The sequence below is a fragment of the Catellatospora tritici genome, assembly GCF_019083965.1.
GTDB lineage: Bacteria > Actinomycetota > Actinomycetes > Mycobacteriales > Micromonosporaceae > Catellatospora > Catellatospora tritici.
Window position 1 is genome coordinate 568,606 of sequence record NZ_JAHRCY010000003.1, and the last position, 16,472, is coordinate 585,077.

18 protein-coding genes are annotated in these 16,472 nt (G+C 71.9%); 17 read left to right on the plus strand and 1 reads right to left on the minus strand.

Going from position 1 to position 16,472, the window contains the following annotated elements; genetic code table 11:
• Positions 1 to 68 precede the first annotated feature (68 nt).
• The 7 genes from rpe (at position 69) to KUA19_RS09760 (ending at position 6,446) form a co-directional block, all read left to right on the plus strand.
• Positions 69 to 743, plus strand: coding sequence for a ribulose-phosphate 3-epimerase (rpe, locus tag KUA19_RS09730; protein WP_217395790.1), 675 nt, complete (start codon positions 69 to 71; stop codon positions 741 to 743).
• A gap of 29 nt (positions 744 to 772) precedes the next feature.
• A complete protein-coding gene (locus tag KUA19_RS09735; RefSeq protein WP_254549011.1) occupies positions 773 to 1,792 on the plus strand; it encodes a GGDEF domain-containing response regulator in 1,020 nt (339 codons plus the stop codon).
• Between the two features lie 90 nt (positions 1,793 to 1,882).
• A complete protein-coding gene (gene ribD / locus KUA19_RS09740; protein ID WP_217395880.1) occupies positions 1,883 to 2,956 on the plus strand; it encodes a bifunctional diaminohydroxyphosphoribosylaminopyrimidine deaminase/5-amino-6-(5-phosphoribosylamino)uracil reductase RibD in 1,074 nt (357 codons plus the stop codon).
• 55 nt (positions 2,957 to 3,011) lie between these two features.
• A complete protein-coding gene (locus KUA19_RS09745; RefSeq protein ID WP_217395791.1) occupies positions 3,012 to 3,617 on the plus strand; it encodes a riboflavin synthase in 606 nt (201 codons plus the stop codon).
• Entirely contained in the window at positions 3,614 to 4,864 is a 1,251-nt protein-coding gene (locus KUA19_RS09750; RefSeq protein WP_217395792.1) for a bifunctional 3,4-dihydroxy-2-butanone-4-phosphate synthase/GTP cyclohydrolase II, read from the plus strand. Before KUA19_RS09745 ends, KUA19_RS09750 begins: the two co-directional genes overlap by 4 nt.
• Complete coding sequence (ribH, locus tag KUA19_RS09755) at positions 4,864 to 5,361, plus strand: 6,7-dimethyl-8-ribityllumazine synthase (RefSeq protein ID WP_217395793.1); 498 nt, start codon at positions 4,864 to 4,866, stop codon at positions 5,359 to 5,361. Before KUA19_RS09750 ends, ribH begins: the two co-directional genes overlap by 1 nt.
• Before the next feature lie 200 nt (positions 5,362 to 5,561).
• Positions 5,562 to 6,446, plus strand: a complete 885-nt coding sequence (locus KUA19_RS09760; protein ID WP_217395794.1) for a GerMN domain-containing protein — start codon at positions 5,562 to 5,564, stop codon at positions 6,444 to 6,446.
• Here KUA19_RS09760 and KUA19_RS09765 read toward each other — a convergent pair.
• Positions 6,443 to 7,390, minus strand: a complete 948-nt coding sequence (locus KUA19_RS09765; protein WP_254549012.1) for an NADP-dependent oxidoreductase — start codon at positions 7,388 to 7,390, stop codon at positions 6,443 to 6,445. The two genes, KUA19_RS09760 and KUA19_RS09765, sit on opposite strands and share 4 nt — an antisense overlap.
• Before the next feature lie 90 nt (positions 7,391 to 7,480).
• Between KUA19_RS09765 and KUA19_RS09770 the strand changes: the two genes are divergently transcribed.
• The 10 genes from KUA19_RS09770 to folP all read left to right on the plus strand — a co-directional run bounded on the left by KUA19_RS09770 (position 7,481) and on the right by folP (position 16,467).
• On the plus strand, positions 7,481 to 7,744 hold the full coding sequence (locus tag KUA19_RS09770; RefSeq protein WP_372451785.1) for a phosphoribosyl-ATP diphosphatase: 264 nt from the start codon (positions 7,481 to 7,483) through the stop codon (positions 7,742 to 7,744).
• 113 nt (positions 7,745 to 7,857) lie between these two features.
• On the plus strand, positions 7,858 to 8,703 hold the full coding sequence (gene hisG / locus KUA19_RS09775; RefSeq protein ID WP_217395796.1) for an ATP phosphoribosyltransferase: 846 nt from the start codon (positions 7,858 to 7,860) through the stop codon (positions 8,701 to 8,703).
• A 121-nt stretch (positions 8,704 to 8,824) separates the two neighbouring features.
• Positions 8,825 to 9,217: a PH domain-containing protein gene (locus tag KUA19_RS09780; protein ID WP_217395882.1), complete on the plus strand. Its 393-nt coding sequence runs from the start codon at positions 8,825 to 8,827 to the stop codon at positions 9,215 to 9,217.
• Positions 9,218 to 9,549: 332 nt separating this feature from the next.
• Positions 9,550 to 10,146 (plus strand): translation initiation factor IF-3, encoded by a 597-nt coding sequence (gene infC, locus KUA19_RS09785; protein ID WP_217395883.1) that lies wholly within the window; start codon positions 9,550 to 9,552, stop codon positions 10,144 to 10,146.
• Between the two features lie 70 nt (positions 10,147 to 10,216).
• A complete protein-coding gene (gene rpmI / locus KUA19_RS09790) occupies positions 10,217 to 10,411 on the plus strand; it encodes a 50S ribosomal protein L35 (RefSeq protein ID WP_217395797.1) in 195 nt (64 codons plus the stop codon).
• A gap of 83 nt (positions 10,412 to 10,494) precedes the next feature.
• On the plus strand, positions 10,495 to 10,869 hold the full coding sequence (gene rplT, locus KUA19_RS09795) for a 50S ribosomal protein L20 (protein ID WP_217395798.1): 375 nt from the start codon (positions 10,495 to 10,497) through the stop codon (positions 10,867 to 10,869).
• A gap of 5 nt (positions 10,870 to 10,874) precedes the next feature.
• On the plus strand, positions 10,875 to 11,690 hold the full coding sequence (locus KUA19_RS09800) for a TrmH family RNA methyltransferase (protein ID WP_254549013.1): 816 nt from the start codon (positions 10,875 to 10,877) through the stop codon (positions 11,688 to 11,690).
• 313 nt (positions 11,691 to 12,003) lie between these two features.
• A complete protein-coding gene (gene pheS / locus KUA19_RS09805) occupies positions 12,004 to 13,095 on the plus strand; it encodes a phenylalanine--tRNA ligase subunit alpha (protein WP_217395799.1) in 1,092 nt (363 codons plus the stop codon).
• Position 13,096: 1 nt separating this feature from the next.
• Entirely contained in the window at positions 13,097 to 15,577 is a 2,481-nt protein-coding gene (gene pheT / locus KUA19_RS09810) for a phenylalanine--tRNA ligase subunit beta (protein WP_217395800.1), read from the plus strand.
• A complete protein-coding gene (gene folP, locus KUA19_RS09815) occupies positions 15,577 to 16,467 on the plus strand; it encodes a dihydropteroate synthase (RefSeq protein ID WP_217395801.1) in 891 nt (296 codons plus the stop codon). Before pheT ends, folP begins: the two co-directional genes overlap by 1 nt.
• Positions 16,468 to 16,472 lie beyond the last annotated feature (5 nt).

Consider the following 16,472-nt stretch of genomic DNA (forward strand, 5'->3'; position numbering starts at 1 on the left):
GAGTGGGTGGGGGGTGGGGGATTGGGTGCGGGTGTGGGGGGTGGGGCAGCGTACGTAAGCTGAGCAGCGTGACCGGACCGGACATCGTCATCGCCCCCAGCATTCTCGCCGCCGACTTCGCCAATCTGGCCGCCGAGGCGAGAGCCGTCGAGGGTGCCGCGGACTGGCTGCACGTGGATGTCATGGACAACCACTTCGTGCCCAACCTGACCATCGGCCCGGCCGTGGTGGCGAGCCTGCGGGCGACCACGGCCATCCCGTTCGACTGCCACCTGATGATCGAGGACCCGAAGCGGTGGGCGCCGGGCTACGCGGAGTTGGGCGCGTACAACGTCACGTTCCACGCCGAGGCCTGCGCCGACCCGGTGGCCCTGGCTCGCGACCTGCGTGCGGCGGGCAGCAAGGCCGGGCTCGCGATCGACCGTGACACCCCGGTCGAGCCGTACCTGGAGCTGCTGCCGCACTTCGACACGCTGCTGATCATGACGATCAAGGCGGGCTTCGGCGGCCAGCGTTTCCTTCCCGAGCTGCTGGACAAGGTGCGGCTGGCCCGCCGCCACGCCGACGCGGGCCACCTGGAACTGCGGATCGAGGTCGACGGCGGCATCGCCGACGACACCATCGCGGCGGCGGCCGAGGCGGGCGCCGACGCGTTCGTCGCCGGAACCGCGGTCTATGGCGCCAGCGATCCCGCCGAAGCCTGTCGTAAACTGCGGGCTCTGGCGCGAGCGGCCACCCGCTAGGCCACATCGGACAGTGGAGGCACGACGGTTTGACCACTGAACCACACGGCAGTGCCGCCGAGGTGATCCTGGTCGTCGACGACGACCCCGACATCGTGCGGGTCGTCGAGGTCAACCTGCGCCTGCACGGCTTCGACGTGATGACCGCGCACAGCGGCGCCGAAGCGCTGGACGTGCTGGAGAACCGCCGCCCCGACCTGGCCATCGTGGACCTGATGATGCCCGGTATGGACGGGCTGGAGTTGACCCGGCGGCTGCGCGCCGACCCGATGGTGACCGCGCTGCCGATCATCGTGCTGACCGCCAAGGCGCTCACCTCCGACAAGGTGGCGGGCCTGGCCGCCGGCGCGGACGACTACGTGGTCAAGCCGTTCGACACCTCGGAGCTGATCGCCCGGGTGCGCGCCACGCTGCGGCGCAACCAGGAGGCGCGCGAGGTGTCGCCGCTGACCGGCCTGGCGGGCAACACCCGCATCCTGCGCGAGATCGCCGACCGGCTGAAATCCGGCACCGACTACGCCGTCTGCTACATCGACATCGACCGGTTCAAGGCGGTCAACGACGTGTACGGCTTCGGCCGGGGCGACCAGTTCATCAGCTCCCTGGCCCGCTCGCTGCGCCGGGCCACCGTCGCCGCCGGGCTGCCCCCGGCCTTCCTCGGCCACGTCGGCGGCGACGACTTCGTGGTGGTGTGCCACCCGCTGCAGCTCAAGCCGATCACCACCAAGGCGATCCTCGACTTCGAGGCCGCCGCCGACGAGCTCTACGACCCGATCGACGCCGCCCGCGGCTACCTGGAGATGGTCGACCGGCGGGGCAAGGTGTTCGAGGTCAACCTGGTCACCCTGTCCATCGGCGTGGCATTGTCGACCATGCGCGTGTTCGAGCACCCCGGCGAGGTCGTCGCGGTCGCGTCGGAGATGAAGACGAAGGCCAAGAAGGTGCACGGGTCGTACGTGGCGATCGACCAGCGGACCGATCGGCTGGTGCTCCCCTCCCAACGTGAACCGGAATCCGATGCCGCCGCCGAGGCAGGCTCCGGCGCGTGACACACTTGCGTCCCGTCGCCGTCCCTGGCCTGCCCGTGACGCGACGACGGCATGCCGAGGGAGGAGCGAGCGCGGATGGGGCAACTGCCCATGGTCAGCCCGGCTGAGGACAAGGCGATGGCGCGCGCGATCGAGCTCGCCGCCCGCGGTCTGGGTGCCACCAGCCCCAACCCGGTGTTCGGCTGCGTGATCCTGGACGCGTCCGGCCAGGTGGTGGGGGAGGGCTTCCACGCGTACGCGGGCGGCCCACACGCCGAGATCGTGGCCCTGGCCCAGGCCGGGGAGAAGGCGCGCGGTGGCACCGCCGTGGTGACCCTGGAGCCGTGCAACCACACCGGGCGCACCGGCCCGTGCGCGCAGGCGCTGATCCGCGCGGGCGTGTCCCGGGTCGTGATCGCCGTGGCCGACCCGAACCCGCTGGCCGCCGGGGGTGCGCAGGCGCTGCGCGACGCCGGGGTCGAGGTGGTCGTCGGCGTGCGCGCCACCGAGGCCGAAGAGGGCAACATCGCCTGGCTGACCTCGGTGCGGCGCGGGCGGCCGTACCTGATCTGGAAGACCGCCGCGACCATGGACGGGCGCGCGGCCGCCGCCGACGGGTCCAGCATGTGGATCACGTCCGAGGCGGCGCGGATGGACGTGCACCGGCTGCGCGGCACCGTCGACGCCATCATGATCGGCGTGGGCACGGTGCTGGCCGAGGACCCCCGGCTCACCGCCCGCGACCTGCGCACCGGCAGCCTGGCCATCCGGCAGCCGCTGCGTGTGGTGATCGACTCGCAGGGGCGTACCCCCGCCGACGCCCGCGTGCGCGACAGCGCCGCGCCGACCCTGATCGCCACCACCGCGCTGCTCGGCGCGGACGCCGACGGCCGGGTGGACCTGCGGGCGGTGCTGCGTGAGTTGCACCACCGGGGCATCCGCAGCGTCCTGCTCGAGGGAGGCCCGCACCTGGCCGGTGCGTTCCTCGCCGCCGGTCTGGTAGACCTGATCGTGTCGTATGTCGCACCCAAGCTGCTCGGCGACGGCCCCGCCGCGCTGGTCGGCGCGGGCGTGACAACGGTCACGGACGCCATCGATCTGGAAGTGTTAGATGTTGACCGGGTCGGGCCGGATCTCCGGCTCACCGCACGTCCGCGGGTGAACGCGGACAGCGGCAACCTTTAACGTCCCCGGGGACGCCAGACGAATAACGCCGCGAGGGCGCGGCATAGGAGGACCAGTGTTCACCGGCATCGTGGAAGAACTCGGCGAGGTGCTGGGCCTCAGCTGGCAGGGTGACGGGGCGGTGCTGACCGTGCGCGGTCCGCTGGTCGTCGCCGACGCCAAGCACGGCGACTCCATCGCGGTCAACGGCGTCTGCCTGACCGTGGTGTCCACCTCGGGCGACACCTTCGACACCGAGGTGATGAAGGAGACGTTCGATCGCAGCTCGCTGGGCGGCATCGCCCCCGGCGACCGGGTCAACCTGGAGCGCGCCGTCAGCGCCCACACCCGGCTGGGCGGCCACATCGTGCAGGGCCACGTCGACGGCGTCGGCACCATCGCCGCCAAGCAGCCCGGCGGCGGCTGGGAGGATGTCCGGATCCTGCTCCCGGCGGGCCTGTCGCGGTACATCGTGGAGAAGGGCTCCATCACCGTCGACGGCATCTCGCTGACCGTGGTCGCGATCGACGACGAGTCGTTCACGGTGAGCCTGATCCCGACCACCCTGGAGCTCACGACGCTCGGCCACAAGGGCCCCGGCGCGCAGGTGAACCTGGAGGTCGACGTGATCGCCAAGTACGTCGAGAAGCTGGTCGCACCGCACCTGAAGGACCGCGCATGAGCGAGCACGGTAAGCGAGGACTGGACTCGATCGAGGACGCGATCGCGGCGATCAAGGCGGGCAAGCCCGTCATCGTCGTCGACGACGAGGACCGCGAGAACGAGGGCGACCTGATCTTCGCGGCCGAGATGGCCACCCAGGAGCTGGTCGCGTTCACCGTCCGCTACACCTCGGGCTACATCTGCGTGGCGATCACCGAGGACGAGGCCGACCGGCTCGACCTGCCGCCGATGTACTACACCAACCAGGACCGCCGCGGCACCGCGTACTGCGTGACCGTGGACGCTCGCGAGGGCGTCTCCACCGGCATCTCCGCCGCCGACCGGGCCCGCACCCTGCGCCTGCTCGGCGACCCGCAGACCCGCTCGGCCGACCTGGCCCGCCCCGGCCACGTGGTGCCGTTGCGCGCCAAGACCGGCGGCGTGCTGCGCCGCCCCGGCCACACCGAGTCCGGCGTCGACCTGGCCCAGCTCGCGGGTCTGCACCCGGCCGCCGCGATCTGCGAGATGGTCAACGACGACGGCACCATGATGCGGCTGGGCGACCTGAAGGCGTTCGCGGCCCAGCACGAGCTGGTGCTCATCAGCATCGCCGACCTCATCGCGTACCGCCGCCGCACCGAGCAGCTGGTCACCCGGGTCGTGGAGGCGCGGCTGCCCACCGAGTTCGGTGACTTCACCGCCGTGGGCTACCACGCCGCGCACGACAACGCCGAGCACGTCGCCCTGGTGTACGGCGAGATCGGCGACGGCGAGGAGGTGCTGGTCCGGGTGCACTCGGAGTGCCTGACCGGCGACGTGTTCGGCTCGGTGCGCTGCGACTGCGGTCCGCAGCTGCACGCGGCCATGCAGCGCGTCGCGCAGGAGGGCCGCGGCGTGGTGCTCTACGTGCGCGGGCACGAGGGTCGCGGCATCGGGCTGCTGCACAAGCTGCAGGCGTACCAGCTGCAGGACGCCGGGCGCGACACCGTCGACGCCAACCTGGACCTCGGTCTGCCCGCCGACGCCCGCGACTACGGCACCGGCGCGCAGATCCTCTATGACCTGGGCGTACGCACCATGCGGCTGCTCACCAACAACCCGGCCAAACGCGCCGGGCTGGAAGGGTACGGCCTGCGCGTGATCGGGCGGGAGGCGCTGCCGGTCCGCCCGCACCCGGAGAACCTGAAGTACCTGCGCACCAAGCGCGACCGGATGGGCCACGACCTGGACCTGTCCGGCCTGGACGACCTGGAAGGGCTGAGCTGATGGCCGGTCACGGCGCCCCCGAACTGAACACCGTCGACGCGGCCGGGCTGAGCCTGGGCATCGTCGCCACCCGCTGGCACGCCGAGCTGGTCGAGCAGATGCTCGAGCGAGCCCAGGCGGCCGCCAAGGCCTGCGGCGTGGACGAGGTGACCGTCGCGCACGTGGCGGGCTCGGTCGAGCTGCCCGTGGTGGCCCAGGCCCTGGCCCGCCGCCACGACGCGGTGGTGGCCCTGGGCGTGGTCATTCGCGGTGAGACCGCCCACTTCGAGTACGTCAGCCAGTCGGTCACCGAGGGTCTGACCCGGGTGGCGCTGGACGAGTCGACGCCGGTGGCGCACGGGGTGCTGACGGTGGACAACGTGGCGCAGGCGCGCGACCGCGCCGGGCTGCCGGAGTCGAGCGAGGACAAGGGGTGGGGCGCGGTCGTGGCCGCGCTGGACGCGGCCGTCGCGCTGCGCGACATCAACCGCAAGAACCGCACGGTCGGCTTCGCCTGACCCGACCCGCTTTTTAATTGACGCTGGCCTATCCAGAGGACTGGTTCCGAGAATCCGTCTACTGGATAGGCCAGCGTCAATGCTAAGTGTGCGGTCGTGCCACTGGATAGGCCAGCGTCGAAGTCGGGCGTGCCGAGGTCGCGGCCGCGTCGGCTGATCGGGGGCTGGTGGGGGTTGCGGGTGGGGCGTACACCTGAGGGATGTCGGTCGATCGGCTCCGCCTGCTGCCGCTGATCCTGGTCGCGCTCGTCGCGGCGTGCACTCCCTCCACGCCGGTGCCCACCCCGCCCGCCTCCCCGGCGGGCAGCGCGGCCGCCTCGTCGAGCGCCGCCCCCGGACCCACCACGGAGCCGGGCGGCTCGTCGGCCCCGGCGGGCGCGCTGGCCGTCTACTACCTGGCCAGTGACAAGGGCGACCCGAAGCTGGTGCGCGAGTTCCACCGGCTACCCGTCGGCGACGGTTCCCCGGCCGCGCGGACCAAGGCCGCGGTGACCGAGATGCTCGACGGCCGCACCGCCTACGACCCCGACTACACCAGCCTCTGGCCCGCGAGCGCGCGGGTGCGCGCCACCTCCGTCGAGGGCGACACGGTGACCGTGGACCTGTCCGGGGCGGCGGTCAACGGCGCGGGCAGCCTCGGTTCGGTGCAGGCGGTGCAGCAGCTGGTCTGGACCGCGACCGCCGCCAGCGGCAAACCCGCGGTGCGCGTCCTGCTCGACGGCGCCCGCGTCGACGAGCTGTGGGGCCATGTCGACACGCGCGATCCGCTGCGGCGCGCCAACGCCGCCGACACCCTGCTCCCGGTATGGCTGATCGACCCCCAGCACGGCGCCACCGTCGGCCGGGAGTTCACCATGCACCTGGCCGGGATGGTGTTCGAGGCGACGGTCAACTACGAGATCCGGCGCGGTTCCACGGTGGTGAAGCAGGGTGCGGTGACCCTGTCGGCGGGCGCGCCCGCCCAGGGCGAGGCGAAGGTGCCGGTGACCCTGGAGCCGGGCACGTACGTGATCGAGGCGTTCGAGATCTCCGCCCGGGACGGCTCCCGCCAGCACCAGGACAACCACACGATCACGGTGCGCTAGTCGACGGTCAGCACGATCTTGCCGCTGGTGCGGCCCGCCTCGCCGAGTTCGTGCGCGCGGGCCGCCTCGGCCAGCGGGAACGTGGCCGCCACCAGCGGGTGCAGCCGCCCGCCGGCCACCAGTTCGGCGACGGCCTCCAGCGTGGTGTGGTCGGGCTCGACGAGCAGGCCCGCGCCGCGTACGCCCAGGGCGGTCGCCTTGGCCCTGGTCTGTTCGGCCGTGCCCGCGTTGAGGATGCCGACGAGGATCCCGCCGGGGCGCAGCGTGCGCAGCGAGCGGTCCTCGTACTCGCCGCCGATGGTGTCGAGCACCACGTCGATGTCGCGGGCGACCTGTTCGAAGTCGACCGCCGTGTAGTCGATCGGTTCGTCCACGCCCAGCTCGCGCAGCAGCCCGTGCTTGGCCTCGCGCGCGGTGCCCAGCACGTACGCGCCGTGGGCCTTGGCGATCTGGACGGCCAGGTGGCCGACCCCGCCCGCGGCGGCGTGCACCAGCACCCGCTGTCCCGCCTGGACTCGCGCGGTGTCGACCAGGGCCTGCCAGGCGGTGAGCGCGGCCAGCGGCAGCGCCGCGGCGTGCACGTGGTCCAGTCCGGCGGGTTTGCGCGCGAGCTGCCGGGACGGCGACGTCACGTACTGGGCGTACGCCCCGGCCGCCAGCGGGAAGCGGGGCATGCCGAAGACCTCGTCGCCCACCTCGAACCGGGTCACGCCGGGTCCGAGTTGTTCGACCACCCCGCTGACGTCCCAACCGACCGTGAACGGCGGATCGCCGAACGCACCGCCCCGGCGGCGCACCTTCCAGTCGACCGGGTTGACCCCGGCGGCGTGCACTCGCACCAGCACCTCGGTGGGCCGGGGGTGCGGCCGGTCGACCTCGGCCAGGTGCAGCACCTCGGGTCCGCCGAGCGCGTCCTGGCGGATGGCGAGCATGCGTTCGGTCATACCCCCATGATCCCCGCCGCGTCGTCCCAGCATGTGCCGACGCGGCCGGGTGCGCCCGGCGGCCGCGCGGCGATCGGGCAGAATGTCGGCGTGAAGACGTTCGAGGAGCTGTTCGAGGAGCTGCAGGCCAAGGTGGCCGCTGGTGACCCGGCCTCCGGCACGGTGAAGGCGGTTCGCGCCGGCGTGCACGCGGTCGGCAAGAAGGTCGTCGAAGAGGCGGCCGAGAGCTGGATGGCGGCGGAGCATGAGGGCCCCGAGCGGGCCGCCGAGGAGATCTCCCAGCTGCTGTACCAGACCCAGGTCCTGATGCTCGCCGCAAACCTGTCCCTCAAGGACGTCTACCGACATCTCTGATCCGCCACCGCCCTTTCCTGGTTGATCATGAACTTATGGCACGGCTCGACGGTGTGTCGTGCCCACAACTTCATGATCAACTCATCGTGACGTGATCTGAGATGAGTCGAACAATGCTGCGTATCGCCATTCCCAACAAGGGGACCCTCTCCCGACCGGCCACCGAGATGCTCAAGGAGGCCGGGTACCGCCAGCGGGCCGACGACCGCGACCTGGTCTGCGTGGACGCCGACAACGACGTCGAGTTCTTCTACCTGCGCCCCCGCGACATCGCCACCTACGTCGGCTCCGGCGACCTGGACCTCGGCGTCACCGGCCAGGACCTGCTGGTCGACTCCGGCTCGCCGGTGACCGAACTGCTCACCCTCGGCTTCGCGCGGGCGACGTTCCGCTTCGCCGCCCCGCCCGAGACCGTCCGGGACCACGGCGACCTGGACGGACGCCGGGTGGCGACCGCGTTTCCGGGCGTCGTGGCGCGCTACCTCGACGAGCGCGACATCAAGGCCGACATCGTCAAGCTCGACGGCGCGGTGGAGAACGCCGTGCGCCTGGGTGTGGCCGACGCCATCGCCGACGTGGTCGAGACCGGCGCCACGCTGCGCCAGGCCGGACTCGTCCCGCTGGGCGACCCGATCCTGGTATCGGAGGCCGTGCTGATCGGCCGCCTGGACGCCGCGCCCAACGGCGCCGTCGGCCAGCTGCTGCGCCGCCTGCAGGGCGTGCTGGTGGCCCGGCGCTACGTGATGCTCGCCTACGACGTACGCGCCGACCGCCTCGACCGGGCCGTGGCGCTGACCCCGGGCATCGAGTCGCCGACCGTGTCGCCGCTGCACCGTGAGGGCTGGGTGGCGGTGCAGGCGATGGTGCTGCGCGGCGAGGTGCACCGGATCATGGATGAGCTGTACGAGATCGGCGCCCGCGCCATCCTGGTCACCGACATCCACGCCTGTCGACTGTGACCGTGCCCACGGCCCGTCCGGCGGGGCGCCTCGGTGCGCCGACCCGGACGGGCCGTGTGCCAGACTCGTCGGCGTGACTGACGCGCAGCGTGTGACCTTCCGGCCCCGGCGCACCCGGACCATGGCCATCGTCGCCGCGGCCGCCGTGGCGCTGCTGTTCGCGGTGATCGGCACCGCGCTGACCACGGTCGGCCACGGGGTGTTCCGCACCGGCGACCAGGCGGCCATGGTCGGCCTCGGCGTCGTGTTCGGGCTGGGCATCCTGTCGCTGGCCCGGCCCCGCGTGGACGCCGACGCCGCGGCGATCCGGGTCCGCAACATCGTCGGGGCGTACGAGCTGCCCTGGGGCGCCGTCCGCGCCATCCGCCTGGAGCGCAACCAGCCGTGGCTCAGCCTCGAGCTGGAGAACGACGACACGGTGTCGGTGCTGGCGGTGCAGGCGGTCGACAAGAAGCACGCGCTGCACGCGGTCCAGGAACTGCGCCGCCTGCACTCGGCTGCCCGCGCGGCCTGACCCCGCCGCCCGTATCGCCTGACCCCGCCGGGTGGTGCCCCCGGCCTGTGCTACTGTGGGCAGGTCGACCTGTGGGCTGTGCCGTGCGAGAGCACCGGTAGCAAGTCCACGACAAGCGGGGCGCCTGCTCCCACCCGATCGCCACAGAGCGTTTTGGGTCCGGTCACCTGGTAGGGACGTTCTCCGTCCTGAGCTCAGGTTGTGCACTTGGCGTGCGCATTGACCGGTCGAGCGGGCCCAGGCATATGCCTGGGCCTTCTGCTTTCGGTCAGACGCCAAGCACGTCCCCGGGTGTGGTTTCGGGGGCGTGGAACACGATTTGAGGAGGCCACATCAGCGTCGAGCCACGCGTCAACGATCAGATCCGGGCACGAGAGGTCCGACTGGTCGGCCCTGAGGGTGAGCAGGTGGGCATCGTCCCACTGGAGCGCGCCCTGCAGCTGGCCGCCGATGTCGACCTGGACCTGGTCGAGGTTGCGCCCATGGCACGTCCTCCGGTCTGCAAGCTCATGGACTTCGGCAAGTTCAAGTACGAGAGCGCGCTCAAGGCCCGGGAAGCCAGGCGTAACCAGCAGCAGACGGTCATCAAGGAGATGAAGCTCCGACCGAAGATCGACTCGCACGACTACGAGACCAAGAAGGGTCACGTCGTGCGGTTCCTCAAGGCCGGGGACAAGGTCAAAGTGACGATCATGTTCCGAGGCCGCGAGCAGAGTCGCCCGGAGCTGGGCTTCCGGCTCCTGCGCAAGCTCGAGGAAGAGGTCGCGGAGGTCGGTTTCGTCGAGTCGTCGGCGAAGCAGGACGGCCGAAACATGATCATGGTGCTGGCGCCGCACCGCGGTGGCAAGGTCGCCGTCGCCCGCAAGGGCGAGGACGATTCGCTGCCCGACGCGGACGAGACCGTCGCCGAGCCGACGGCGCAGGCCTGACGCCTCGATGAGGCACCAGCCGCCCGGCCCCCGCCGGGTGGCCACTCAGTAATCAGGGGAGAACCTCGTAATGCCGAAGATGAAGCGCCACAGTGGCATGGGCAAGCGGGTCAAGGTGACCGGCTCGGGCAAGATCCTGCGTCAGCAGACTGGCCTGCGCCACCGCCTGGAGGTCAAGGCCTCCAGCGAGACCCGCAGCCTGAGCGGCACGGTGGAGGTCGCCAAGGCCGACTTGAAGCGCATCAAGAAGATGCTCGGCCGCTGACGCGCGCCAAACGAAACGGGCGGAACCGGTAGCACCACCGACCCACGCCGGTTCCACACGCAGACCTACCAAGGAGAAGACGAATGGCACGCGTCAAGCGGGCGGTCAACGCCCAGAAGAAGCGCCGCACCCTGCTCGAGGCCGCCAGCGGTTACCGGGGCCAGCGCTCCCGCCTGTACCGCAAGGCGAAGGAGCAGATCCTCCACTCGATGCAGTACGCCTACCGCGACCGCAAGGACCGCAAGGGCGACTTCCGGCAGCTGTGGATCACCCGCATCAACGCGGGGGCTCGCGCCAACGGCATGACCTACAACCGCCTGATCCAGGGCCTCAAGCTGGCCGGTGTCGAGGTGGACCGCAAGATCCTCGCCGACATGGCCGTCAACGACGAGGCGGCGTTCGCCGGCATCGTGGCGGTGGCCAAGAAGGCCGTCGCCGAGGCTCAGGCCGCCGCCTGATCCCGTTGACCCAGCACCACTTCCGACCCGGGGACCCGCTGTTCACGCAGCGAACTCCCCGGGTCGTTTCCGCGGTCAAGCTGCTGCGCCGCCGTGACCGGGACAAGGCCGGGCGCTTCCTGGCCGAGGGTCCGCAGGCGGTCCGCGAGGCGCTGGCCGCCGGGGCGGTACGCGAGCTGTTCGTCACCGAGTCCGGCCGCACCCGCCATCGCGACCTGCTGCGCGGCGAGCCGTTCTCCGTCGTCACCGACGAGGCGATGGACGCCCTGGCCGACACGGTCGTGCCGCAGGGCGTGGTCGCCGTCTGCGACCTGCTCGACGTCGCCCTCGACGCGGCGCTGGCCAAGCGGCCGAAACTGGTCGCGGTGGCGGTCGAGATCCGCGATCCGGGCAACGCCGGTACGGTCCTGCGCACCGCCGACGCCGCCGGGGCCGACGCGGTGGTGTTCGCCGGGGACGCGGTGGACCCGTACAACCCCAAGTGCGTGCGCTCCTCGGCGGGCAGCCTGTTCCACCTCGACGTGGTCCGCGCCCCCGACGCCGCCGCCACCCTGGCCGCCCTGCGCGGGGCGGGCCTGCGCACCCTGGCCACCTCCGGCTACGGCGCCGCCGACCTCGACGACCTGATCGACGACGGCTCGCTGGCCGCGCCCACCGCCTGGCTGTTCGGCTCCGAGGCGCACGGCCTGCCCGACGACCTGCGTGACGCCGCCGACGCGGCCGTCCGGGTGCCGATCCACGGGCGGGCGGAGAGCCTGAACCTCGCGGCCGCCGCGGCGATCTGCCTCTACGCCTCCGCCCGCGCCCACCGCCCGAGGTAAGGGAGAGCCCCTTCTTATCGCGCGAAGGGCCCCTTCTTATCGCGCGTAGCGGAAGGGCCCCTTCTTAACCCCGCGACACGGTGCGCAGGCGGCGGCGGGGCGAACGGGGATGCGGGCCGGACTCGGCGGGCGGTATCCTGTGGAGCGTGACAGAGCGCCTCTCCTTTAGTCAGCCCGCCGGTGGCGGGCGGCGGGACTGACTGCGCTCAGCTCCTTTCCTCCTGAGATCCGCACCGGTGGGCTGCGGCGAAGCCGCGCGCGTCGTGGCTGAGCCACGCGCCTAGACTGATCCGGTTGCCGATCTGGAGTTCTGATGACATACCGTCACGATCCGTACGACCCGAAGCAGGTCGCGATGCTCGACCCCGCCGCGCTCGACGACGCCGTCGCCGCGGCGGCCAAGGCGTTCGCCGAAGCATCCGATCTGGACGCCCTCGCCGTGCAGAAGGCCGCGCACCTGGGCGACCGCTCCGCGGTGTCGCTGGCCCGCCGTGAGATCGGCGCGCTGCCCCCGGCCGCCAAGGCCGACGCGGGCAAGCACGTGAACCAGGCCCGCACCGCCGTGCAGGCCGCCTACGACGAGCGCCTGGCGGTGCTCGAGGTGGAGCAGGCGCAGCGGGTGCTGGCCACCGAGCGCGTCGACGTGACCCTGCCCTGGGACCGCCGCCCGCGCGGCGCCCGCCACCCGCTGACCACGCTGATGGAGCGGGTCGGCGACCTGTTCATCGGGATGGGCTACGAGGTCGCCGAGGGCCCCGAGGTGGAGCTGGAGTGGGCGAACTTCGACGCCCTCAACATCTCCCCGGACCACCCGGCCCGCGGCCTGATGGACACGTTCTGGGTGCAGGCGGCGCAGTCCGCCACCGGGGCGACCGAGTCGGGCCTGGTGCTGCGTACGCACACCTCGCCAGTCCAGGCCCGCACCATGCTGACCCGCAAGCCCCCCATCTACGTGGTGGTGCCGGGCCGGGTCTACCGGACCGACGAGCTCGACGCCACCCACTCGCCCGTGTTCCACCAGGTCGAAGGCCTGGTCGTGGACAAGGGCATCACCATGGCCCACCTCAAGGGCACGCTGGACCACTTCGCCCGCGCGATGTTCGGCCCGGACGCGCGGACCCGCTGGCGGCCGCACTACTTCCCGTTCACCGAGCCGTCGGCCGAGTTCGACGTGTGGTTCGCCGAGCACCGCGACGGCCCGCGCTGGGTCGAGTGGGGCGGCTGCGGCATGGTCAACCCGAACGTGCTGCGCGCCTGCGGCATCGACCCGAACGAGTACTCGGGCTTCGCGTTCGGCATGGGCATCGAGCGGACGCTGATGTTCCGCAACGGTCTGAGCGACATGCGGGAAATGATCGAGGGCGACGTGCGCTTCACCCGCGCGTTCGGCATGGAGGTGCACTGACATGAAGGTTGGCCTTTCCTGGCTGCGGGAGTACGTCGACCTGCCCGCCGACCTCACCGCCGCGGATCTCGATCTGGCGCTGAACAACCTCGGCATCGAGGTCGAGGAGATCCACGACCAGCGCCACTCGGTGCAGGGCTCGCTGGTGGTCGGCAAGGTGCTGACCGTTGAGGAGCTGACCGGGTTCAAGAAGCCGATCCGGTTCTGCACCGTCGACGTCGGCCAGGCCAACGGCACCGGCGCCCCACAGGAGATCATCTGCGGGGCCCGCAACTTCGCCGAGGGCGACCTCGTCGTGGTCATCCTGCCCGGCGGCGTGCTGCCCGGCGGGTTCGAGATCGGCGCGCGCAAGACGTACGGGCGCAACTCGCACGGCATGATCTGCTCCGCCGCCGAGCTGGGCCTGTCCGGCGACCACGACGGCATCATCATCCTGCCGACCTCGGTCGACGCGGTGCCCGGCGACGACGCCCGCGCGGTGGTCGGCCTGGACGACATCGAGGTGCACGTCACGGTCACCCCCGACCGCGGCTACCAGATGTCGGTACGCGGCCTGGCCCGCGAGCTCGCCCATGCCTTCAAGGTGCCGTTCCGCGACCCGGGCCTGGCGCTCGCGCCCGGTGCGACCGCGACCCCGGCCTGGCCGGTCACGGTGCTCGACACCGAGGGCTGCGACCGGTTCGCCGCCCGCCAGGTGCGCGGCATCGACCCGGCCGCGCCGACCCCGGCCTGGATGGCCAAGCGCCTGCTCACCGCCGGTGTCCGGACGCTCGGACTGGCCATCGACATCACGAACTACGTGATGCTGGAGCTGGGCCAGCCGATGCACGCCTTCGACGCCGACCGGATCACCGGCGGCCTCGTGGTGCGCCGCGCCACCGAGGGCGAGAAGCTGACCACCCTCGACGGCCAGGCCCGGGTGCTGTCCGCCGAGGACATGGTGATCTGTGACGACACCGGTCCCGTGTCGCTGGCCGCCGTCATGGGCGGGCAGACCTCCGAGGTCGTCGACGGCACGGCCAACGTGCTGTTCGAGGCGGCGCACTGGGACCCGACCATGGTCGGCCGGACCGCGCGGCGGCACAAGCTGTTCAGCGAGGCGGCCAAGCGCTGGGAGCGTGGCGTCGACCGGCAGCTGTGCCTGGTCGCGATCGAGCGCGCGGTGTCGCTGCTGGTCGAGCACGGCGGCGGCCAGGCGGCCGCGGACATCCTCGACATCAACCACGCCCCGGACCCGGTCATGATCTCCATGCCCGGCGACCGGGCCAGCCGTTTGATCGGCGTCGACTACTCGGTCGACCGCGTCGGTGACCTGCTCACCGAGGTCGGCTGCGACACGGCCGTGTACGACGACCACGTCGACGTCATCCCGCCGTGGTGGCGCCCCGACCTGCGCGAGACCGCCGACCTGGTGGAGGAGGTGGTGCGCCTGGACGGGTTCGAGAACGTGCCCAGCGTGCTGCCGATCGCTCCGCCCGGCAACGGCCTCACCCCGTCGCAGCGGCGCAAGCGGACCGTCGGTCGGGCGCTGGCCGAGCAGGGGTACGTCGAGGTGCTGTCGTACCCGTTCGTCTCCGCCTCGGTGCTGACGACCCTGGGCCTGCCCACCGAGACCGTCAAGCTGGCCAACCCGCTGTCGGACGAGGAACCGCTGATGCGGACCAGTCTGCTGCCCCCGCTGCTGGCGGCGCTGCGGCGCAACGTCGGCCGTGGCCAGCGCGACCTGGCCCTCTACGAGCAGGGCCTGGTCTTCCTGCCCGACCTGTCGGCCGGTGTCCCGCCGGTGATGGGGGTGGCCGGGCGGCCCGACCCCGCGCTGTGGGAGAAGGCCAACGCCAGCGTCCCCGCCCAGCCGTGGCACGTCGCCGCGGTGCTGTGCGGCGAGTTCGAGCGTTCCGGCTGGTGGGGCGCGGGCCGGGCGGCGTCCTGGTCCGACGCCGTGCAGGCGGCGCGCGACGTGCTGTCGGCCGCCGCGGTGCCCGCCGCCTCGGTGACGATCAGCGCCGCGGAGAAGTCGCCGTGGCACCCGGGCCGGTGCGCCGCGATCTCCGTCGACGGGGTCGTGGTCGGCTACGCGGGCGAGCTGCACCCGGCTGCCTGCGCCGCGTTGGACCTGCCCAAGCGCACCTGCGCGATGGAGCTGGACCTGGACGCGGTGCCGCTGCCGGGCACCACGCCCGCGCCGGTGTTCTCGACGTACCCGCCCGCGCTGATCGACGTGGCGCTGGTGCTGCCCGCGGCGGTGCCCGCGGCGCAGGTCGAGGCGGCCCTGACCGAGGGCGCGGGTCCGCTGCTGGAGTCGGTGCGGCTGTTCGACGTGTACACGTCCGACCAGCTCGGGGCCGAGCAGCGCTCGCTGGCGTACAAGCTGACCTTCCGGGCGCCGGACCGCACGCTGACCGTCGAGGAGGCCGTCGCCGCGCGCGACGCCGCCGTGGCGGTCACGGCCGAGCGTTTCGGCGCGGTGCTGCGCGGCGCCTGATGTTCATCCCCGAACTGATCGCACCCAAGCGGGTCATCGCCGGACGCGAGTTCGACTTCGACCGCCAGGTCGCGGTCATGGCGGTGGTGAACCGGACCCCCGACTCGTTCTACGACCAGGGGGCCACGTACGCGCTGGACAAGGCGGTCGCGGCAGTCGATGCCGCGGCCGCCGCCGGCGCGGACTGGATCGACATCGGCGGGGTCAAGTTCTCGCCCAACGGCGGGGAACTGCCCGCCGAACAGGAACTGGACCGGGTGCTGCCGGTGGTGCGGGCCGCCGCCGCGCGGCACCCGCACCTGGTGATCAGCGTGGACACGTTCCGCGCCGACGTGGCCCGCGAGTGCCTGGACGCGGGCGCGCACGTCGTCAACGACACCACCGGCCTGCACGACCCGGCGCTGGCCGACCTGGTCGCCCAGCGCCCCGGCACCCAGCTGATCATCACGCACAGCCTGGCCAAGCCGCGCACCCACTACCCGAAGCCGCAGTACGCCGACGTCGCCGGGGAGATCGCCGCGTTTCTGCGGGCCCGCGTCCAGGTCGCGCTGGATCGGGGGGTACGGCCGGAGCAGATCGTCATCGACCCCGGTCACGACCTGAACAAGAACACCTTCCACACCCTCGAACTGACCCGGCGCATGTCCGAGATCACCGCCATCGGCTACCCCTGCCTGGCGGCGGTCTCCAACAAGGACTTCGTCGGCGAGACGCTGGACCGCCCCCGCGAGCAGCGCCTGTCCGGCAGCCTGGCGGCGGCGGTCACCTGCGTCCTGCTCGGCGCCCGCATCGTGCGCATGCACAACGTCGCCGAGTCCGTCGACGCGGTGCGCATGACCGAGGCGATCATGGGCTGGCGGCAGCCGGCCTACACCGTGCACAACATGTGAGGGGC